This window comes from Actinomadura xylanilytica (assembly GCF_030283145.1).
GTDB classification, from domain to species: domain Bacteria; phylum Actinomycetota; class Actinomycetes; order Streptosporangiales; family Streptosporangiaceae; genus Spirillospora; species Spirillospora xylanilytica.
Genome location: NZ_JASNWE010000001.1, coordinates 2,300,786 through 2,321,427, shown reverse-complemented (window position 1 = coordinate 2,321,427; position 20,642 = coordinate 2,300,786). Strand labels below are relative to the sequence as shown.

Here is a 20,642-nt window from a genome sequence, read left to right as displayed (position 1 = left end):
GCGACCCGAAGCGGTCAGCGGGGGCGGGTGACGCGGGTCTCGTCCCAGACGGGGTCGGGGGACTCGTAGACCGAGCCGTCGGCGCCGAAGACCAGGAAGCGGTCGAAGGAGCGGGCGAACCAGCGGTCGTGTGTCACCGCCAGGACGGTGCCCTCGTAGTACTCCAGCCCCTCCTGGAGGGCCTCGGCGCTGGCCAGGTCGAGGTTGTCGGTGGGCTCGTCCAGGAGGAGGAGGGTGGCGCCGCCCAGCTCCAGCAGGAGGATCTGCAACCGGGCCTGCTGGCCGCCCGACAGGGTCTCGAAGGGCTGCTCGGCGCAGAGCTGGAGCTCGTAGCGGGCCAGGGCGTTCATCGCGGCGTTCTGGAGCCGTGCGTGCTCGGTCATCACGATCTCGCACGGCGTCCGTCCGGCCAGGTCGGGACGGGCGTGGGTCTGCGCGAACAGGCCCGGGACGACGCGCGCGCCCAGGCGGCCCACGCCGGTGTGCGCGACCGGCTCGACCGGGGTCGCGCCGCGCGGGAGGGTCTCGGCGACGCCGGCCAGCAGGCGCAGGAAGTGCGACTTGCCCGAGCCGTTGGAGCCGAGCACCGCGACGCGCTCGCCGTACCAGACCTCGGTGTCGAACGGCCTCATCAGGCCGGTGAGCTCCAGCCCCTCGCAGACCACCGCGCGCTTGCCCGTCCGGCCGCCGCGCAGCCGCATCTTGATGCTCTGGTCGCGCGGCGGGACCTCCGGCGGCCCCGCCTCCTCGAACTTGCGCAGCCGGGTCTGCGCCGCCTGGTAGCGGGAGGCCAGCCCGTCGTTGAAGGTGGCCTTGTTCTTGAGCATCATGACGAGCTGCCTGAGTTTGGCGTGCTCCTCGTCCCAGCGGCGGCGCAGCTCCTCCAGCCGCTCGTTGCGGTCCTGGCGGGCCTCGGCGTAGGTGGCGAACCGGCCGCCGTGGATCCACGCCCGGCCCGCCTCGACCGTGACGATGCGGTCGGCGGCCCGGTCGAGCAGCTCGCGGTCGTGCGAGACCAGCAGGACGGTCTTGGACGTCTCGCGGAGCCGCTCCTCCAGCCACAGCTTGCCGGGCACGTCGAGGTAGTTGTCGGGCTCGTCGAGCAGCAGGACCTCGTCGGGGCCGCGGAGCAGCGCCTCCAGGACGAGCCGCTTCTGCTCGCCGCCCGACAGCGTCCCGGCGTCGCGGTAGCGGCACTTGTCGTAGGGGACGCCGAGCGCCGCCACGCAGCACGCGTCCCACAGCACCTCGGCGTCGTAGCCGCCCGCGTCGCCCCACCCGGTGAGCGCGTTGGCGTACCGCATCTGGGCCGGCTCGTCGTCGCGCTCCATCATGGCCAGCTCGGCGGCGTCCAGGACGGCCGCGGCCTCCCGCACCTGGGGCGCAGCGGTGGTCAGGAGCAGGTCGTGGACGGACGAGGCGTCCCGCACGTTCCCGACGAACTGCCGCATCACGCCGAGCCCGCCGCTGTGCGCGACCGTGCCGTCCTGCGGGGTGAGATCACCGGCGACCAGGCGCAGGAGGGTGGTCTTCCCGGCGCCGTTCGGGCCCACCAGCGCGGCGGTGACCCCCTCGCCCACGCGGAACGAGACGTCGTCGAGCAGCACCCGCCCGTCAGGGAGCGTATGGCTGACGTGCCCCGCCTCAACGTGCCCCACCGGTTCCTCCTTGCCGACCGCCGTCCGGCCTTCGAGTCTCCAGAAGGCCCGCCGACCCCGTCAAACGCATTTTCAGGCGACAACCGAGGATACGGCTGCTTCACTCTGCGCATGCGTTCTGACGATCATGGCGATCCCGTCACGGCGGTGGCGATCTCCCCGGACGGACGGCTCGGCGCGACCGGCTCGCGGTCCGGGGAGGTCCGGTTCTGGGACCCGCCCGGGGGACGGCTCCACGCGTCTGTCGGCGGCTTCGGCGACGAGCCGGTCGCCGGTGCCGTCCTCGCCGGGACGAGCCTGATCACCACCGGTGGCGGCGCCGCCCGCTGGACGCTGCGCGGCGACGGCCTCGAAGGGCGGCGGATCAGCCACGAGCCCGGCTCGCGGTCGCCGGTCCTCGGGCACGGCGGGCGGTCCGTCATGGTCGTGCAGGACGGCGACCTGCGCTGGTGGAGCCTGGACGGCTCCCAGCACGGCCGGTTCCAGCGGTTCGGCAGACTCGACGCGCTGGCGCTCTCCGGGACGGGCCTGATCATCACGGGCGGCGACGACGGCGAGGTCGGGGCGTGGCGGATGCCGCCGCTCGACCGGTGGTCCGACCCCGAACAGGTGTGGACGTTCCGGGAGCGGGAGCCGTCCGGCCAGCGGCTGATGCGCTGCTGCGACCGGGGACGGCTGGTGGTGTCGCCGCGCCACGGCCGCGTGGCCGTCCTCGACGCCGAGACCGGCGCGCCCGTCGCCTCGTTCGTCCCGGACGGGCGGCCGACGGCGATCGCGGCGCACCCGGACGCGCCGCTGGTGGTCCTCGGCGACCGGGACGGCTCGCTGACCTGGTGGGACGCGTGCACCGGGCATCGCCTGGGACGCGTCGCCCGCGCGCACACCGGACGGATCCGGGCCCTGGCCCTCGCCCCGCGCACCGACCTGGTGCTCTCCGCGTCCGAGGACGGGACGGCCGCGCTGTGGCGCCTGCACGGCCGCGGACCCGTCGCCCGTTTCGCCCCCGCGCCCCGGTACCGTCCCGCCGTGCCGTACGGCCACGAGGACCCGTGGGCGCTCACTGCCGCCACCGGAACGCCGGACGGACGGCACTGGCTCATCGGCGGCGCCGGCGGCCAGGTGCACCTTCTGGAGGGCGCGCTCGTCCCGCTGCGCACCGGCAGCTCGTCCGGGCCCACCGAGGCCCTGGACGCGGAGACGCTCATCGACGACGTCCGCGGCCACCGCTCCGACGCCCGGGCCGCCGCCCGCGCGGCACGCGTGCTGGGGACGCCGGGCGGCGTGGAAGGGCTCGTCGACCGGTCGCTGCGGACGCGGGCGGTCGACGCTCTCAGCGAACTGGTCGTCGTCGCCGAGGAGCGGCACATCAGGGAGACGGCCGCGATCGCCCTGGCGGAGGTCGAGAGGGACACGGCCACCATGAGACTCAGCCAGATGTTCAACCGGCACGGTCCCGAAGGAGGTGGAAGGCTGCTGGCCCACTTCACCGGCGAGACCGCGCCGACGACGGAGGCGCTCATAGCGAGCCTCCCCGCCCTCGGCAATTTCCTCAGCCGGCTGACCACGGCGGCCTTGGCCGAACGAGGCGCCGCGGTGGTGCCCGCCCTGCACGACGCCCTGCGCGCTTTCCCTTTCCCGGCGCAGGACGACACAGGACACTGGTTCCGCGACGAGTCGACCAAGTACGACCTGATGAGCGCCCTCGCCTGGGTCGGCCCGGCCGCGGCACCGGTCACGCCGACCCTGCTGGACGTGCTGGAGGACGAGGAGATCTACCGCGACACCCGCCACCAGGCGAAGCTCACCCTCCGGGCGATCGGCCTCCCGGAGACCGCCGACGTGATCGCCGCCGAGATCCGACGGCGTGCCGAGGCCGACCCGGGCGACGAGGACGCCTGGGACTACACCATCCTGCTCGACGTGCTCGCCGGGATGCCCGCCGAGGCGCTCGCCGCCGCCCCCGAGGTCGGGCCCGCGCTCACCGCGATCCGGCGCGAGCACGGCGACCAGGCAGGCGACCAGGGGGAGGACGGCGAGGCCCGCGCGTTCCCGCCCTACGAGGTCCGTCTCGCCGAACTCGTCTCCGACAGCCTGGCGAGCCGGCACGTCGACCCCATCCGGTGACCCCGGCGCCGCCTGGGCCCGGCTACAGCCCGAGCAGGCCCCGCACGTGCGGGACGACCTCGTCGAGCGCGATCTTGACGGTCTCCCCGGTGGACCGGGCGGTGACCTCCGCGACGCCGTCCGCCAGCCCGCGCCGTCCGACCGTGACGCGGTACGGGATGCCGGTCAGCTCCACGTCGCGGAACTTCACCCCGGCCCGCTCGGCCCGATCGTCGATGATCACCTCGACGCCCGCGGCGCCGAGCGCGGCGTAGATCTCCTCGCCCGCGGCCGTGACCGCCCCGTCGTCGGACTGGGCGAGCACGACCGCCACGTGGAACGGCGCGACCGCGACCGGCCACACGATCCCGCGCTCGTCGTGGTGGATCTCCACGATCGTCGCCATCGCCCGCTCGATCCCGATGCCGTAGCTGCCCATCACCAGCGGGACGAGCTTGCCGTCCGGGTCGAGCACCTCGGCGCCGAGCGCCCGCGCGTACTTGTCGCCGAGCTTGAAGATGTGCCCGACCTCGATCGCCCGCTCGACCTGGAGGGGCTCGCCGCAGCGCACGCACGGCTCCCCGGCCGCGACCTCGCGCAGGTCGGCCCAGGTCCCGACGGCGATGTCGCGTTCGACGTCCACGCCGCGCAGGTGCGTCCCGTCGACGTTGGCGCCGGTGAACATCGACCGGCGGCCCCGCAGCGCCTCGTCGGCGATCACCGGGAGCGCGGTGACGCCGACCGCGCCGAGGCTGCCCGGCAGCGCGCCGAGCGCGTCGCGGATCTCCTCGGCCGTCGCGGCCCGCAGGTCCGCGGCGCCGGTCGCGTCGACCAGCTTCTGCTCGTTCAGCGGATGGTCGCCGCGCAGCAGGATCAGGGTGAGCGCGCCGTCCAGGACGTACACCAGGGTCTTGATCTGCCGGTCGGCCGGCGCCGCGTACCCGGTGGCGAGGTCCTCGATGGTCCGCACCCCGGGCGTGCCGAACGGCTCGGGCGCGGCCGGCCCGGCCTCGCCCGCGACCTCGGCCTCGGCCAGCCGGGACGTGGCGCGCTCGATGTTGGCCGCGTATCCGCAGGCGGGGGAGTGCACGACGAGGTCCTCGCCGATCTCGGCGGGGCACATGAACTCGGTCGACCCGGCCCCGCCCATCATGCCGCTGGACGCGTCCACCGCCAGGGCCGGCAGCCCGAGCCGCTCGAAGATCCGCGTGTAGGCGCCGTGGTAGGTCTGGAACGAGGCGTCCAGGCCCGCCTGGTCGATGTCGAAGCTGTAGGCGTCCTTCATCGTGAACTCGCGCGTGCGCATGAGCCCGCCCTTGGGACGCGGCTCGTCGCGGAACTTGGTCTGGAACTGGTACCACTGCTGCGGCAGCCGCTTGTACGAGCCGAGCTCCTGCGCGACCGTCGCGAAGATCTCCTCGTGGGTCATGCCGAGCGCCATGTCGGCGCCCCGCCGGTCCCGCAGCCGGAACATCTCCTGGCCCATCTGGTCCCAGCGGCCCGACTTCCGCCACGGCTCGGCCGGGTGCATCTCGGGGAGCAGCATCTCCTGCGCGCCGATCGCGTCCATCTCCGCGCGGACGATGCCGATCACCTTCGCCCGGACCCGTACCGCCAGCGGCAGCATCGAGTAGTGGCCCGCCGTGAGCTGGCGGATGTATCCCGCGCGCAGCAGCAGCCGGTGGCTGGCGGCGTCGGCCTCGGCCGGATCGTCACGCAGGGTGGGCACGAACATCTGGGACCAGCGCATTGGCGGACCTTACACCGGCCGGAACGATGAACCGGTGCTGACCGGGGTGTCGCTGTTAGTACCCTCGTCAACGTGAGTCGAGAAGGTGTGACGCCGCAGAGCGAGGATTTCTCCGCCTGGTACAACGAGCTGGTCGTCAGGGCGCAGCTCGTCGACCGTGGCCCGGTGCGCGGCACGATGGTCATCCGACCGTACGGCTACCGCGTGTGGGAGCTGCTCCAGGCCGACCTGGACCGGCGGATCAAGGATGCCGGGCACGACAACGTGTCCTTCCCGATGTTCATCCCGGAGTCCTACTTCAAGCGCGAGGCCGAGCACGTCGAGGGGTTCTCCCCGGAGCTGGCCGTGGTGACCATCGCGGGCGGCAAGGAGCTGGAGGAGCCGCTGGTCGTGCGGCCCACCTCCGAGACCGTCATCGGCGAGTACATGGCCAAGTGGATCGACTCGCACCGCGACCTGCCGCTGCTGCTCAACCAGTGGACCAACGTGGTCCGCTGGGAGATGCGGCCCCGGATGTTCCTGCGCACCACCGAGTTCCTCTGGCAGGAGGGCCACACCGCCCACGCCGGCGAGGACGACGCGATGCGCGAGACGCGCTGGGCGCTGGACGCCTACGCGGCGGTGTCCCGCGACCTGGCCGCGATCCCGGTGGTGGCGGGCGAGAAGACCCCCGGCGAGCGGTTCGCCGGCGCGGTCCGCACGTACACGATCGAGGGCATGATGCGCGACGGCCGCGCCCTCCAGTGCGGCACCTCGCACTACCTCGGCACCAACTTCGCCAAGGCGTTCGAGATCAAGTACCAGGACGAGGGCGGCGAGCTCACCCTCGCCCACACCACCTCCTGGGGCATGACCACCCGCATGATCGGCGCCGTCATCATGACGCACGGCGACGACAAGGGCCTGGTGCTGCCGCCGCGGATGGCCCCGCACCAGGTGGTGATCGTTCCGATCGGACGCAAGGAGCAGGGCGAGCAGGCCGCCGCCGAGGCGCGCAAGCTCGGCGCGGCGATCAAGTCGATGGGCATCCGGGTGCACGTCGACGACAACCGGCCGCAGCTCTCCCCGGGCTTCAAGTTCAACGAGTGGGAGATGCGCGGCGTCCCGGTCCGCATCGAGCTCGGCAAGCGCGACATCGAGGCCGGCGTCGCCACCCTGGTCCGGCGGCTGCCGACCGCCGAGGGGCAGGGCAAGGAGCAGATCCCGCTGGAGAAGGTGCCCGAGCTGCTGCCCGGCATCCTCGCCGACTTCCAGTCGTTCCTGCTGGCCCGCGCCGAGACGTTCCGCGAGGAGCACACGGCGACGGCGGACACCTGGGAGGCGTTCGCCGAGCAGGTCGGCACCGGCTGGGCCCGCTCGTTCCACTGCGGCCGGACCGACTGCGAAGACGAGATCAAGGCCGACACCGCGGCCACCCCGCGCGTCATCCCGGCCGAGGCGCCCGAGGAGACTGGCGCCTGCGTGAAGTGCGGCGAGCCGTCCGCCTACGGCAAGCGCGTCATCTTCGGCAAGGCGTACTAGAGCACGTCCCGCGACTGGAGCACGTCTCCACCTGGGCACGTCTCCGCCCCGGCCGCCACCACCGTCACCGGTGCCGGCGGCCGTGGCCGTGGCCGCGTGAACGGGCGTCAGGTGAGCGACTTGGGCAGCACGCGCAGCGCGAGCATCGACACGTCGTCGCGCAGGTCGCCGTCGCAGAACTCCAGCAGCGTCCGCTCGACCGCGCCGAGCATGTCCTCCACCGAGTCGCCGGCGTGCGCCGCCAGCGACTCCAGTAGCCGCTCCTGCCCGAACTGGTGCCGTGCCATGTCGCAGGCGTCCAGCACCCCGTCCGAGTGCAGGAACAGCGTGTCGCCGACACTGAGGGCGAGCGTGTCGTGCCCGGCCTCGAAGTCGTCGAAGAGCCCGAGCGGGACGCCGCCGCGGGACGCGGTGCGGATCACCCCGTCGGCGCGGACCACGATCGCCGGCGGGTGCCCCGCGGTGCCGAGCGAGACCGTGATCCCGTCGGCGTCCGGCTCCAGCCCGGCCAGCACGGCGGTGACGAAGCGGTCCTCGTCCAGCAGCGTCTCGTTGACCATGCCCAGCACCTCGCGGGGACGCGACTTCCAGCGCGAGGCCAGCCGCACGCAGTGCCGGGCGGTGGCGGTGACCGCGGCGGCGTCCTCGCCCTTGCCGCACACGTCGCCGAGCACCAGCCCCCATCCGTCCCGGGTGCGGAACACGTCGTAGAAGTCGCCGCCGACCTCGGCGCCGTGCGTCGCGGTCATGTACCGCGCGGCCAGCGCGAGCCCGGGGATCGACGGCAGCTCCTTGGGCAGCAGGCTGGCCTGGAGCGTGTCGGCGACCTCGGCGCGCCGCCGGTAGAGCCGGGACGCCCGGATGACCAGCGCCAGGTACCGGCCCAGCCGTTGGACGACCGCGAGGTCGGTCAGGTCGAACGGGCCCTGCTCGCCGCTCCCGGCCAGGGTGATCGCGCCGATGCAGCGGTCGCCGTCCTCCACCGGGACGCACAGCACCGACGTCGCGCCGATCCGCGCCAGTACCGGCTGCCCGTCCGGGAACCGGCCGAGCAGGTCGAGGTCCTCGACGTGCGGGCGCAGCGCGCTCTGCCGGCTCGCGTAGACGGTGTACGGCAGCGTGTCCCGGTCCGAGACCAGGTCCTCCAGCGTCCGGGCCGCCTCGTGCGCGTGCTCGCCCTCGGGGCCGATCACCACCTGCCGGCGCAGCGCGGCGGGACCGGTCCCGCCCGGCTGGACGGGCTGCCCGAGCGGGGCCGGGCCCGGGGCCAGGTCGATGAACGCCCAGTCGGCCAGCTCGGCGGCCAGCAGCCGGGCGCAGCGCCGCATCGCCACGGTCTCGTTCAGCACCGGCTCGTCGAGCAGCAGCTCGCTGGCGGTCGCGAGCACGTCCATCCGGTGCACGATCGTCGCCACCGCCTCGTCGTCACCCGGGGACGGCGCGTCGCCGCGCCGGGCCGGTGGCTCCTCGGTCGGGGTGTCGGTGGACCCGGCCGCGGCGACGACCATCGGGTCGGGCTCGCCGCGGATCCACACCCGCGCCAGCGTCACCACCGCGTCGATCGGGTGGTCGCGGCCGAGGAACCGGACCTGCGCGCGGCGCCGCCGCCCGGTCCGGACGACCGCGGCGAGCTGGGACCGGAGCGCCGCCCGCGTCGCCAGGTCGCAGAACGCGGTGAACTGCTTGCCCGACACGTACCCGGGGGAGGTGCCGAGCAGCGCCGCGGCCTGCTTGTTGACCCGCCGCACGCCGGCGTCGCGGTCGAGCAGGAACAGCGGGACGGGCGCGTCCTGGAAGACGGTGCGCAGCACCCGCCGCTCGGACTCGGCCGTCGCCGACAGGCCCGCCGAGGCGGTGTGGTCGTTGCCCATGGTGCGCAGCGCCGTCAGGGTGAGCTCCAGCTCGACCAGCGCCGCGTCCAGGGTCGCCCGCAAGTCGGGATCGGGCATCCCGGCCGCCTGGCGCAGCTCGCCGATCCTGCCCTCCAGGTCGGCGATCTCCCGCATGACGGTCTCGGGTTCAAGCTGATCCGGCTGATCGGGCATCCAGACTCCCTGTGGTCCGGGGGGCACGGGTGAGACCAGACCCGGTGGCGCCCGGATCTAGCAGTCCCGCGGTCACCAGGACCGCCGTGCGAAGCTTATGCCCTGATCGGAGCCGACGGCCTGGTTCGTGACCTAAGACAGTCCCTGGTCACCGATGATGCGCTGGGCCAGCGCGGTGAGCTTCACATGCCGGGTCTGGGAGATTTTGCGCATCTCCGCGAAGGCCTCGTCGGCGTCGCAGCCGAGCGCGTGCATCAGGATGCCCTTGGCCTGGTCGACCAGCGCCCTCGCCTCGACCGCCTCCTGGAGCTGGACGGCGGTGCGGTGCACGGTGTCGTACTGCAAGGAGTTCGACACCGCGGCGCTGCCCTGGGCCACCAGCAGCGCCGCCAGGGCGTTCTGCTTCGGGTCGAGCGCCCGCGGCGTCACGCCGTACAGCGTCAGCGTCACCAGGACTGGCGGGTTCAGGTGCGGGGAGGTGGTGAAGCAGCGCACCCCCCGGCGGAGCATCTCGGCCATCGCCTTGGGCCAGCGGGTCTCGGCGAGGATGTCGCCGGAGTGGACCGGCTGCCGGCTGCCGACCACGTCGAAGACCGGGCCCTCCCCGCGGGCGAGCTGCCGGTCGACCAGCTCGGCGAGGTCGGGGTGGCTGGACGCGGTGGCGAGCGGCTCGGGACGGTCGTCGCCCCCGGCGGGCAGCGCCCACCGGATCCCGGACGCGCCCGCGCAGCCGGGAACGGTGCGGGAGGCCAGCTCGGTGACGCGGTGCAGGGTGCCCGCGTCGGAGGATTCCCCGACGAGCCCGAGACGGGCGATCTCCAGGGCGAGCTGGTCGGTCAGGACGGCTTCGACGGGCGGCACGCCACCGAAGGTATCCTGCGCGGCGCGCTCGACGTACGCGCTTGGGGGACGGTCCGCCGTACCGTCCGCGCACGCGTGCGCGCCTGGCGCCCGGCATCCCGGGATCCGATCGCGTCCTTCTCGCCGCCCCATGGCCGCCTCAGTTGTTGGGCGGGGCCTTGCTGATCTCGGCCATGCGCCCCACCTCACCGTTCGTCGTGGCCTAGGCGCGCTCTACCCACAGTGAGCGGGCCTATGCGGGTTTGCGCATAGTGCCCGTTCAGAAGGCGAAGATGGCACCGGTGCTCGCGTGCAGCGCGCAGTCGTTGGCGTACTCGGCGCGGAACCGTGCCGGGCGCCCGCGCCATAGGCCGTCGGCCTTGGCGACGACCGGTGAGTAGATCGTCGTGCAGGCGATGTCGGCCGGCTCGCGGGTGAACTTCCCACCGGAACGGCTCAGTTGCGCGCACGCCCGCGCCGCCTCGGGATGGCTCCCTCCAGGCGGGTCGCACGACAGCGTGACGCTCCGCGTACCGGACGCGGCGGCGCCGGGGTAGGTCAGCGTGAGGCGCAGCGAGGTGCCCGCCGCGGGTAGCCGCCCGACGGCCGCGGGCGCGGTGGCCGGCCGGGTCGCGGCCCCCGCGGGGACGGCGGGCAGCAGGGCGAGTGCGGCGCCGGCGAGGGCGGTGGCGACGAGGTGCGGCATCGATACTCCCGATGATCGGTACGGATCATCGCTCAATGTATCCACATGACTACACGTGGTGCCCGCGGTTCGGTACGCCACGCGCGCGGCGTGCAAGGGGTCACACGGCGCGCGTGGCTATGCGGTTATATGGCTGCGGGACTACGCGGCGAGCGTGTGCGCCCGGTGGTGGTCGGCGAGCGCCTCGCGCAACTGCTTGCGGCCGCGGTGCAGGCGGGACATCACCGTGCCGATCGGGGTGCCCATCATCTCGGCGATCTCCTTGTAGGCGTAGCCCTCGACGTCGGCGAGGTAGACCGCGTCCCGGAAGTCCTTCGGCAGGGCGCGCAGTGCCGTGACGACCTCGGTGTCCGGGATCCGGTCCAGCGCCTCGGACTCGGCGGAGCGGAAGCCCTCGGCGTGCGACTCGGCACGGGCGATCTGCCACTCCTCCAGCTCCTCGGAGCCGGCCCGCTGCGGCTCGCGCTGCCGCTTGCGGTAGATGTTGATGAAGTTGTTGGTGAGGATCCGGTGCAGCCACGCCTTGAGGTTCGTGCCCTCCTGGAACTGGTGGAAGTTCACGTACGCCTTGGTCAGCGTCTCCTGCACCAGGTCCTCGGCGTCGGCGCTGTTGCGGGTCATCCGCACGGCGCTGATGTAAAGCGGGTCCGCGAGCGGAAGCACGTCACGCTCGTAACGCCGGCTGTTCTCGGTGTCCGCAGGCGCGGTGACAGTGTTCATCTGCGCTCCCCCGTTGGTCATGGCCCCGCAGGGCCGGTTGCTGGCGTGCGCCGGGACGCACGCGGGCCGGGCGGACGGGCCGCCCCCCGTGTTCAGGTCGTTCCACCGCTCCCGACGGGTTCGGCTCCGGTTCATGACGCGGCCGAGGCGAAATACCTGTCGCGGGCCGTGACGTTCCTTACGGAGCGGACGCTCCGGGAAGCCGGTGGTACCGGGTCTGGACTCGGCCGCGCTTGGAGGGTGGGCCGAGCGAGTGGCGCCGGTGGGCTTCGCCAGGGCGACCCCGTTGGTCCGGGACGTCGCGGGCCTTGCCCGGTCGGGCGCCTTCACTCGTCAGTGGTGTTCCCGCTTAGTAAGACGCACGATGCGCCCCAAGGGGTTGCGTGACGTCACTCACAAATCCTGGGAAAATGTCCGTCCAAGCCCGCGAATGACGGTATAGGCGCCGTTCCGTCATGGTAACGGGCGATCTCCGTGACCGAGGTCACCCCAGGGTCATGTGAGGTGGCCGGCCAGGACCGTCCGGACCAGCCCGGACGCGAACTCCTGGTGATCGGCGGGCAGTCGCGCACCCTCCGCCACCGCCTCCGCGCCGGCCAGCCGCGTCAGGAACGCGTGCTGCTGGCACCCGCCCAGCAGGGCCGCGGCCATGAACGCCAGTGGCGCGTCGGCCGCCATCCGTCCGGCGCGCTGCTCGGCCTCCAGGTAGCCGATCAGGCCCGCGTGGCCGAGTATCGGCCCGCTCGCCGCCCCGGCCCGCGCCATCGCCCCGCCCGCAGGGACTCCGCCCGCAGGGCCTGTGGCCGGAGCGCCTCCGCCCGGAGCGCCCGCTTTGGCGGGGCCGTCGGCGCGGAGCCAGGCGATCAGATCGGGATCGGCCAGGACGGGCCCGGTCATCGGGAGGAGCTCGCCATAGAAGGCGGTCATCTCGGCGGCGAGGCGGGTGAGGTTGGCCTCGACGGTGCCCTGCCCGGCCGAGCCCATCAGCGTCATCATCGCCGTCCGCGCGGTCCCGGTCACCTCGCCCAGCGCCGCGGCGAAGAGCGCGGTCTTGTTGGCGAAGTGGTTGTAGAGGCTGCCCTCGGAGACGCCCGCCGTGCGCGCGATCTCCTTGGTGGTCGCGGCGACGATCCCGCGCCCGCTGATCACCTGGATCGCCGCGGTCAGGATCCGGTCCCGCATCGTCTCCGCCACCGGTGCCACCTTGGTTCGCCTCCCCCTGCGCGGCCTCCCGCGCGGGTGGACACTAGCACGGGCAAGTCACTGAGTGAGCGCCCACCCATGCCGCCGTCCGGGCGACGCGGCCGGGCGACGCGGCCGGGGTGCGGCGGGCGCGCCGCCGGGGACGGGCCGCCGTCAGTTCAGCAGACGGCCAGCGACGATCCCTCACCCGGGGTAGCGTCCTCCTTACTGCGGGTGTCGGGCACTCGATTCTCAGCCGCCCAGGGAGGGGTCCGTGTGGGCATCGCTCAAGGTCAGCCGATGGCGTCCGCACAGAAGGCCGTCGGCCCCGGGAGGGGAGAGCCGGCCGGGGCGCGCGGTGCCGAGGCGCCCCCGCCGCGCCTACTCGAACAGCAGGTGCTCGGCGTCGCGCGCATGGCCGTCATCGCGCTGAACGGGCACGGCCGCATCAGCCAGTGGAGCCAGGTCGCCGACGAGCTGTTCGGTGTCGGCCGGGTGCAGGCGCTGGGCCGGTCGCTCACCGCGCTGCTCAGCCTGCCGCCCGAGCACCGCGGCGTGTTCGAGCCCGAGGCGTTCGGGGCCGTGTGGTGCGGCACCTGCGCCGTCCCGCGGGTCGACAACGGTCAGCACGCCGAGGTCGCCTGGTGGGTCTACCCGATCGAGCGGCCCGGCGGCGACGCCACCGAGTGCGGGGCGCCGGGCGCCCCCGGCATCCGCGTCCTGGCGCTGGCGGCCGATCTGCGCCGGCTGCGCGACGAGGGCCTCGGGCTCGGCCTCGGCGACGTCCTCGTGGTCCCGCCGGGCCGGGACCGGCGCGAGGCCGCCCCCGCCGCCCGGGTGCTCCGGGCCGATCCCGCGCTGGTGCGGATGGCCGGGCCGGACGCCGCGCCGCTCGGCCGCCGTCTCGCCGAGATGCTGCCCCTGACCGGTCCCGTGGCGGCCGAGCAGGTCACCGCGCGCGTCCTGGAACTGGGCTACCCGGCGCTCAACCTCAGCCTCACCGTCCGGCTGCCCATCGTCCCGTACTGGGGCGGCATGCCGCGCGCCCTGCGGCTCAAGCCGCGCGTCACACGCGTGCCGGTCCCGGCGCCGGCGCCGCCCCAGCCGGACGCGGGCGCGGCCAAGGGCGTATACGCCACCCGCCGTTCCCCAGAAGGCTCGTGTACATCGCCGGGCCCCCCCAGACAGGAATCGGAGGCGAAGGCCGTGCCGGATCGATTCACGTTCCTGGGTGAGGCCGGACAGCAGATCGGCAGTTCGCTCGACCATCTTCAGGCCGCGCGGACACTGGCCGAGGTCCTGGTACCAAGGCTCGGCGACTTCGCCGAAGTCGAACTGCTGGAGCAGGTGGCCTCGGCCGACTGGGAGCAGCCGTCCCGCACGGTGGGCGAGACGACCCTGATGCGCCGGATCGCGGTCGTGCACGATGACGAGCCCGGCCGCTGGGACGACACCGTCCCCGAGGGGGAGCTGCTCTACCTGGCCGAGCGCACGCCGCCCGTCCAGGCGATGCGCACCGGCCGCGGCGTGCACATCCCGCGGATCGGGAGGGAGCGCGCCGAGGAGCTCTCCGCCTCGCACGGCGACCGCGACCTGCGCCCGCTGCTCGCCGGCCGGGCCATGCTGATCATGCCGCTGATCGCGCGCGGGCAGGTGCTCGGCACCTTCCGGCTGCTGCGCAGGTCCGACCGGCCCGGCTTCGACGAGCCCGACCTCGCCCTGATCGAGGAGCTCGCCCGGCACGCCGCGCTGTGCATCGACAACGGGCGGCTCTACCGGCGCGAGGCGCAGACGGCGCAGGAGTTGCAGCGCAGCATGCTGCCCACCGTCCCGCCCGAGATCGCCGGGGCGCGGGTCTGCTTCCGCTACCGGCCGGCCGGGCAGACCGCCCAGGTCGGCGGCGACTGGTTCGACGCGATCCCGCTGCCCGGGTCGCGGCTCGGCATCATCGTCGGCGACGTGATGGGGCACGGCGTCACCTCCGCCGCGATCATGGGCCAGTTCCGCACCGCCGTCCGCACCCTGGCCGCCCAGGACCTGCGGCCCGACCGGCTGCTGCGCCAGCTCGACGGCCTCGCGCAGCGGCTCGGCGAGGGCTACCTGGCCACCTGCCTCTACGCGGTGTACGACCCGGTGGAGCGGCGCTTCCGGTTCGCCAACGCCGGGCACATCCCGCCGGTGCTGGTCTCGCCGTCCGGTGAGAGCCGGGTGCTGCCCGCGCCGTCCGGGGTGCCGATCGGGGTGGGCGGCGAGCCGTTCGAGACGGTCGAGGTCCAGGTCGAGGACGGCTCCCGGCTCGTCCTGTGCACCGACGGCCTGCTGGAGCGCCGCGACCGCGACATCGACGAGGGCCTGGAGGAGCTGCGCGCCCATCTCGCCGGCTCCACCCAGCCCCTGGAGAGCACCTGCGACGCCGTGCTGGACGCGCTCACCACCGCCGTCCCCGCCGACGACGTCGCGCTCGTCGCGGTCGGCCTCGACGGCATCGCCGCGGGCGACGTGGCGGTCTGGAACCTGGACGCGGAGGCGAGCATGGTCCCGCGGGCCCGCGCCCAGGTCGCCGACCGGCTCGCCGAATGGCGGCTCGCCGACCTCACCGACAGTGTCCTGCTCATGGTCAGCGAGCTGGTCACCAACGCCCTGGTGCACGGCGCGGGCGCCATCGGGATGCGGCTGATCAAGGGCAGCGCGCTGCTCTGCGAGGTCTACGACGACGGTCACGAGCTGCCCCGGCTGTGTCACGCCGACGCCACCGACGAGTCCGGCCGCGGCCTCCAGCTCGTCAGCCACCTGGCCGAGCGCTGGGGCACCAACCGGACCGAGCACGGCAAGGTGGTGTGGTTCGAGCACCCGCTGGCCGGCTGACGCGGCACCCCGCTCGCGAACGTGGTAGGGGATTGTCGCTTCTGCGACAGATACCGTCCAACGTCCTTTTCGGCTCTGATCGAGGGTGTCGGATCGAGGGACCCGGGCCGGGCCGGGTCCCGGGGCGGGGTCGGGGGACGCGTTGGGTGAGTTTCTGACATTGCCGGTTCCAGAGACGCTTCACGCCACCTATGCGGTCGCCTTCGCCGCGCCCCCCGCCGACCCCCGGGAACTCGCCCGCGAGCAGGTGACCAGGCGCGTCGCGGCGCCGCTCCGCGACCTGGTCCTCGGCATGCTCGACAGCCCCATGGTCACCCTCGACCTGCGCCCCGCCGCCGGGTTCCCGCCGCTGCCCGCCGACCTGCTGGCCGCCTACGGTGCCGCACCGGCCGAGCTCGCCGCCATCGAGTCCGCCTCCCACCTGCTGGCCGTCCGCGCCGCTTACCGTCCCGGCTGGCCCCCCGCGCACGAGTGGGCCACCCGGGCCATCGCCGGGTCGATCGCCGAGCACGTGGTCGACGTCTTCACCCCGCAGACGCTCACCCGCGCCGAGGTCTACCGGTCGCTGCCGGGCCCGGACGGCGCCGTCCGGCTGACCGACTGGATGCTCCTGCCGCACACCGCCGGACCGCGCGGCTTCTGGTTCACGACCAAGGGCCTGGCCCGGTTCGGCCTGCCGGAGTTGCAGACCGAGAACGTCCCGCCGCGCCTGCTCGAACCCTGGGGGAAGCTGATGAACGGCCTGGCCCGCCGGGTGCTCGACCTGTGGCTGGCCGAGCTTCCGGCCGGTGAGCAGCGCGTCGTGGTCGACCTCCCCGCGATCGTCTCGGTCTCCCTGCGGGATGTGGCCGCCGCGCAGGGCGCCGGGGAACATGGCTCGGAGCAGGCATCGGAACGCGGCCTGGAGCGGGGCTCGGAGCGCGGCTCGGAGCGGGCGTCGGGGCGGGCTCCGCGCGAGGTGCGGGTGCGGCTGAATCCGGCCGCGTCGGGCGCGCTGACCGTCCAGGCCGCCGACGGCGGGCCCGACCGGCTGGAGGCCCTGTGCACCGGGCTGTTCGGTGCGTCCTCAACGGGCGCCGCTGACCTGCGACCTTGCCGATGATCTTGTTCTCGGCGCAGGATCGTGCCCGTGAGAACCGGCCCGCGTGACCGTCCGAGCCCTGAACCCGAGGACTCCCGCGACCCAGAGGACCCCCGTGGCACCGGCGATACCGGCGATCCGCGGGGGGCCCGCGACTTGAGCGACCCCCGCCAGGCCCCCCACCCGGGCGACGTCCACGTGGCGGGACGCCGCAGACCGGCCGAGGAGCCGCCGCCCGCCGGCCCCACCGGCGCACCCGGGGGGCCCGGAGTTCCCGGGGCCCCTGGAGGACCTGGAGGCCCCACAGGGCCAAGGGCCCCCGCAGGGCCGACGGAGTGGGTGCACGTACAGCCGACGCATGGCGGCGAGACCGAGGCGCCCGTGCCTCCGCCACCGGTGCCTCCGCCGCCCGTGCCTCCGTCGTCTGCGCCCCCGTCGTCTGCGCCCCCGCCGTCTGCGCCCCCGCCGTCTGCGCCCCCGCCGTCTGCGCCTTCGACGTTCGGGCAGTCCGGTCCGGGTCGCTGGCAGGGGCGTGAGACGGGGGCGGACGAGCCGTTCCTCCCAGGGAAGGGACTGGCGGCCGAGCCGCCTCGATCTGATTCGCCCCCGGCCGAGCCCCCTCCGCCTGATCTGGCCTCGCCCAGTCCGCCTCTTTCGGACACGGTTCCGGACCTGCCGCTGCGTCCCCAGTGGTCCGAGCCTGCACGGCCACCGATGCCCCCGCGGGGACTGTCGGCAGATCGGCCCGCTCCGGCGCGGCCTCCTGCGGAGGTACCGCTCATCAAGTCGACGCCTCCAGTGGTGCGTCCTCCGAATCCGCCCCGTCCCGAGGGGCCGGTGCAGCGGAAGGCACAGGCGGACGCGTTCGTCGCGGAGTTCGTGGCCAGCACCACCTGGCGGGCCACCCTGGCGGTTCTCGAAGGGGCCTTCCCCGGGCTCGGGATGGCGGCGACCCTGTCGCGCCGTACCGATGAGCTGTGGCGCAACATGGACGGCCTCGACCGCGCGGGCGCGAAGAAGCTCGGCCTCCCCGTATGGCTCGACGCCGCGGGCATGGTCTTCGACCTCAGCGCCCACCTGAACGGGCGCGAGTCCGTGGGCGGCTCCAGGGTGGCCGCCCCACCGCGCGCGTCACGCCCGTACGCGGGCGCGTTCGTCGTCGACACCCTCGATCCGCTCCGCTACCACCGTGCCGTCGGCGGTCCGCTGGCGCCGGGCGAGGGTGACCTCACCGCGCCCCGGGCGCCGGTCGGCGAGGAGGACGACAGCGGCGTCGTGATCGTCGCGAACCTGACCTCGGCGGGCGTGCGGGTGCTCGACTCGTCCGCGCTGTGGCGGTACGCGGGGCGGGTGGTGGCGGCGACGCTGCATGAGCCGGCGCGGCCCGAGACGCGGGCCCGCGCCCGCCGCGCCCTGCGGGCGCTGCGGCGGGTGGTGCTCGTCGATCCCGAGCTGGGGCTGGGCGTGTGCCTCCAGATCGACTCGGCGCGGACGCCGCGCTGCCTGCTGGCGTTCGGCGTCGACGCGACCGAGGTGGGCTCGCCGCGCTTCGTGCGGCCCTAGGTCACTCCTCCGTGCGGAGCCAGGAGAGGTCGATCCGGCCCTCGCCGGGGAGCTCGCGAAGCTGGGAGGCGAGCTCCCATGGCTCGCCGGGCGCGGCGAGGTCGTCCGGCAGCACTCCGCAGAGCAGCGAGTTGGGCGTGCGGACGATGGTGAAGGAGCCGAACCGGACGATGCCGCCGCCGCGCAGGTGCGCCAGCTCGATGAGCAGCGCGCCGAGCGCCGAGGGGTCCTGCTGGTCGTACATCCCCTGCACGTAGGAGAACAGCTCCTCGGTGAGCGCGCCCGGACGCCGTCCCGACAGGCGGTAGGACGTGCCCCAGTAGCCGCCGTCGGCCGCCTCCGCGGAACGCTGGTCGCGGATCCGGACCCGGAGGCCGTACTCGGACGCGCAGCGCTCGTACGCCTCGGCGAGCAGGGCCTCGGCCTCGCCCCCCTCGCTGAGCAGCAGCCCGGGGACCACGCCCTCCTCGCGGTCGAGGCGGTCGAGCATCTCGCGGTGCAGTTCGCGGATGTCCTGCTCGGCCGAGTCGAGGGACCGTGCCAGGGCGCGCTGCGCGTCGCGGTCGAGCTCGAGACCGGCGAGCTCGGACGAGACCTCGCCGATCTCCTTCTCCAGCCGGTCCACCCGGCCGCTCAGCGCGTCGATCATCTGCACTGTCCCGGCGGGCACGGCCTCGCTCTGGAGCGGCTGCGGGATCGGGATCCCGGACGGCTCGTTCGACGCGGCGACCTCGGAGGACAGGGCGTTCTGCCGTTTGGACAGGTCGGCCACCTGGGTGCGTAGCTCGCGCAGCTCCGCCTGCGCGCGGGGGAGTCGCTTGTCGGAGGCCAGATAGAGCTCGCGTCCGGCGATCGCCAGGCAGAGCAGGACCAGGATCACGGTGGTCATGTAGCTCCTCGGGGGGCGGGCTGCGCTCTCGACCCTAACCATCCGTGGCGGCCTTGGCGCGGAGCCGCCGCATCTCGTCCGAATGACCCGTCATATTCCGGCGGGACGATCGGGACCTCCGGCGGCGGGTTCAGCCGAACAGCCCGCCCAGCAGCCCGCCCAGGACATCCGCGGCGCCACCTGCGATGTCTCCGGCCACGTCGCCCGCGAAGTCACCGGCCATGCCGCCCGCCACATCGCTTGCCACGTCGCCCGCGAACCCGACCGCCTCACCGGCCGCGTGCCCCATCGCGCCGGCGGCCAGGCCCCCGGCGATGCCCACGGCGGCGACCCCGCCGACGACTCCGGCCGCGGCGGCGCCTCCGGCCCAGCCGTGGCCGTGGTGACCGTAGTGCGCAGGAGGCCCGGTGTGATGCACATGAACGGGCGGCGGAGGCGCGGGATGCCCGATCGGCGCGGGCGGATAGGCGGTGGGCGGATAGGCGGCGGGCGGGTAGGCGGCGGGCGGGTAGGCCGCGGGTGGCGCGGCCGGAGGCGCCGGAGGGATCCCGCCATACGCGGGAGGCGCACCATGCGGGTAAGGGGCGGGCGGTGCACCATACGAGTACGGCGGCGGCCCACCCGGCGCGGGTGGCGGAGCCGGAGGAGGGAAGGCTCCCTGGCCCTCCGGGGGAGGCGGTCCGCCGTGGAACGACTGGCCAGGGTGAGGCAGCGGACCGGCCTGCGGCGGACCGGCCTGCGGCGGTGGGCCACCGGGCGGCGGGCCACCAGGGTGAGGCGGCGGGGCAGCGTGGTGGGAGGGCGCGGGAGGGAGGGCCGCCGCGGCTTCGAGCCACCGGCCGATCTTGGCGTTCCAGTCGGTCTCGCCGGCCTCCTTGTGGCCGCTCTGGAAGACGCCGAACGACTCGTCCGACGGAGCGGACCGGTCTTCCGCGCGCAGGACGAAGGCCATGGTGTTCGGGCTCGCCACGAAGCTCAGCCCGACCTGGTCGAGCCGCCCCTGGAACGCGGGCGGCGGGACGAGGTGGATCTCCTGGTGGAACGGCAGCCGCTGGGCGACGCCGCGCAGCGTGCGGGACTCGAACGTGACGTTCTGGATCCTGAAGCCGAGCCGGGCGATCGCGGTGAGCACCCACTGCTGGGAATCGAGCGGCTCCACCGAGATCCGGTCGACGTCGCCGGGGTCGGGCCGCCCCTGGACGTCCACCTCGGTGCACAGGCCGATGGTGAAGCCCGGCAGTTCGCGGCCGAGCACCGTGGTGAACGGCAGCTCGTACGGAAGCGGGATGGAGAAGGGGAGGGCGTGGTCCGTCCCGGCGTCGAGCCGGAACGGCCGGGTGAGCGCGCCGCGGTAGACCTCCGGCCCGGCGCTCTCGCCGCCGTGGCCGGTCTGCATGCGCGGCATGAGCGCCAGCGTCACGTGCCGGATGTCGAGCGGCCGGTCGCCGCCTCGAAGGTGGACCTTGCCCGAGACGACCCCGCCGGGCCGGCAGTTAGGCTCCGCCAGGATCGCGTCGACGGAGGGACCAGCCGCTCCGTACCCGCCCATCTGCCCGTAGGACACCGGTCATTCCCCTCTCCCGACGGAGTCCACCATCGGATGGAATCCACCATGCCATCGGTTCACACCGACAGCGGCACATCACGGGCAGAAGTTCACGCCGTTCCGGACGCGGACGCGGACGTGTGGCGGCCCGTTCGTCGCAGAACGGGCCGCCA

Annotated in this window: 14 protein-coding genes; 5 read left to right on the top strand and 9 right to left on the bottom strand. The window is 73.9% G+C overall.

Annotated features, from left to right (window positions below; all coding sequences use genetic code 11):
* Positions 1–14: 14 nt before the first annotated feature.
* Entirely contained in the window at positions 15–1,658 is a 1,644-nt protein-coding gene (locus QP090_RS10705) for an ABC-F family ATP-binding cassette domain-containing protein (RefSeq protein WP_285938458.1), read from the bottom strand.
* A gap of 111 nt (positions 1,659–1,769) precedes the next feature.
* On the opposite strand from QP090_RS10705, the gene QP090_RS10700 reads away from it, so the two are divergent.
* Positions 1,770–3,782 (top strand): WD40 repeat domain-containing protein, encoded by a 2,013-nt coding sequence (locus QP090_RS10700; RefSeq protein ID WP_285938457.1) that lies wholly within the window; start codon positions 1,770–1,772, stop codon positions 3,780–3,782.
* A gap of 22 nt (positions 3,783–3,804) precedes the next feature.
* Here QP090_RS10700 and QP090_RS10695 read toward each other — a convergent pair whose 3' ends face one another.
* Positions 3,805–5,511, bottom strand: a complete 1,707-nt coding sequence (locus QP090_RS10695) for a proline--tRNA ligase (protein ID WP_285938456.1) — start codon at positions 5,509–5,511, stop codon at positions 3,805–3,807.
* Positions 5,512–5,583: 72 nt separating this feature from the next.
* On the opposite strand from QP090_RS10695, the gene proS reads away from it, so the two are divergent.
* Entirely contained in the window at positions 5,584–7,032 is a 1,449-nt protein-coding gene (proS, locus tag QP090_RS10690; protein WP_285938455.1) for a proline--tRNA ligase, read from the top strand.
* Between the two features lie 107 nt (positions 7,033–7,139).
* Here the strand turns inward: proS and QP090_RS10685 are convergent, their stop codons facing one another.
* From QP090_RS10685 to QP090_RS10665, 5 genes are all read right to left on the bottom strand, one after another.
* Complete coding sequence (locus QP090_RS10685; protein WP_285938454.1) at positions 7,140–9,077, bottom strand: SpoIIE family protein phosphatase; 1,938 nt, start codon at positions 9,075–9,077, stop codon at positions 7,140–7,142.
* A 132-nt stretch (positions 9,078–9,209) separates the two neighbouring features.
* On the bottom strand, positions 9,210–9,938 hold the full coding sequence (locus QP090_RS10680; RefSeq protein ID WP_285938453.1) for an ANTAR domain-containing response regulator: 729 nt from the start codon (positions 9,936–9,938) through the stop codon (positions 9,210–9,212).
* Between the two features lie 259 nt (positions 9,939–10,197).
* Entirely contained in the window at positions 10,198–10,623 is a 426-nt protein-coding gene (locus QP090_RS10675; RefSeq protein ID WP_285938452.1) for an SSI family serine proteinase inhibitor, read from the bottom strand.
* Between the two features lie 141 nt (positions 10,624–10,764).
* Positions 10,765–11,343, bottom strand: a complete 579-nt coding sequence (locus QP090_RS10670) for a sigma-70 family RNA polymerase sigma factor (RefSeq protein WP_285938451.1) — start codon at positions 11,341–11,343, stop codon at positions 10,765–10,767.
* Between the two features lie 495 nt (positions 11,344–11,838).
* Positions 11,839–12,537 carry a TetR/AcrR family transcriptional regulator gene (locus tag QP090_RS10665; protein ID WP_285938450.1) on the bottom strand — a complete coding sequence of 233 codons (699 nt, stop codon included), beginning with the start codon at positions 12,535–12,537 and terminating at the stop codon, positions 11,839–11,841.
* A gap of 288 nt (positions 12,538–12,825) precedes the next feature.
* Between QP090_RS10665 and QP090_RS10660 the strand changes: the two genes are divergently transcribed.
* The 3 genes from QP090_RS10660 to QP090_RS10650 all read left to right on the top strand — a co-directional run bounded on the left by QP090_RS10660 (position 12,826) and on the right by QP090_RS10650 (position 18,034).
* A complete protein-coding gene (locus tag QP090_RS10660) occupies positions 12,826–15,390 on the top strand; it encodes an ATP-binding SpoIIE family protein phosphatase (protein ID WP_285938448.1) in 2,565 nt (854 codons plus the stop codon).
* Between the two features lie 160 nt (positions 15,391–15,550).
* Positions 15,551–16,492, top strand: a complete 942-nt coding sequence (locus tag QP090_RS10655; protein ID WP_285938447.1) for a hypothetical protein — start codon at positions 15,551–15,553, stop codon at positions 16,490–16,492.
* 816 nt (positions 16,493–17,308) lie between these two features.
* Positions 17,309–18,034: a hypothetical protein gene (locus tag QP090_RS10650; RefSeq protein WP_285938446.1), complete on the top strand. Its 726-nt coding sequence runs from the start codon at positions 17,309–17,311 to the stop codon at positions 18,032–18,034.
* Between the two features lies 1 nt (position 18,035).
* On the opposite strand, the gene QP090_RS10645 is transcribed toward QP090_RS10650, so the two are convergent.
* Both QP090_RS10645 and QP090_RS10640 read right to left on the bottom strand, forming a co-directional pair.
* On the bottom strand, positions 18,036–18,923 hold the full coding sequence (locus QP090_RS10645; protein WP_285938445.1) for a hypothetical protein: 888 nt from the start codon (positions 18,921–18,923) through the stop codon (positions 18,036–18,038).
* Positions 18,924–19,053: 130 nt separating this feature from the next.
* Positions 19,054–20,487: a sporulation protein gene (locus QP090_RS10640; RefSeq protein ID WP_285938444.1), complete on the bottom strand. Its 1,434-nt coding sequence runs from the start codon at positions 20,485–20,487 to the stop codon at positions 19,054–19,056.
* Between the last annotated feature and the right edge of the window lie 155 nt (positions 20,488–20,642).

What these genes read in the sequence shown, in the direction of transcription:
- QP090_RS10675 (WP_285938452.1), bottom strand. Translation starts at nt 10,623, where the DNA reads ATGCCGCACCTCGTCGCCACCGCCCTCGCCGGCGCCGCACTCGCCCTG.
- QP090_RS10645 (WP_285938445.1), bottom strand. Translation starts at nt 18,923, where the DNA reads ATGACCACCGTGATCCTGGTCCTGCTCTGCCTGGCGATCGCCGGACGC.
- QP090_RS10670 (WP_285938451.1), bottom strand. Translation starts at nt 11,343, where the DNA reads ATGAACACTGTCACCGCGCCTGCGGACACCGAGAACAGCCGGCGTTAC.
- QP090_RS10660 (WP_285938448.1), top strand. Translation starts at nt 12,826, where the DNA reads ATGGCGTCCGCACAGAAGGCCGTCGGCCCCGGGAGGGGAGAGCCGGCC.
- QP090_RS10700 (WP_285938457.1), top strand. Translation starts at nt 1,770, where the DNA reads ATGCGTTCTGACGATCATGGCGATCCCGTCACGGCGGTGGCGATCTCC.
- QP090_RS10695 (WP_285938456.1), bottom strand. Translation starts at nt 5,511, where the DNA reads ATGCGCTGGTCCCAGATGTTCGTGCCCACCCTGCGTGACGATCCGGCC.
- QP090_RS10685 (WP_285938454.1), bottom strand. Translation starts at nt 9,077, where the DNA reads ATGCCCGATCAGCCGGATCAGCTTGAACCCGAGACCGTCATGCGGGAG.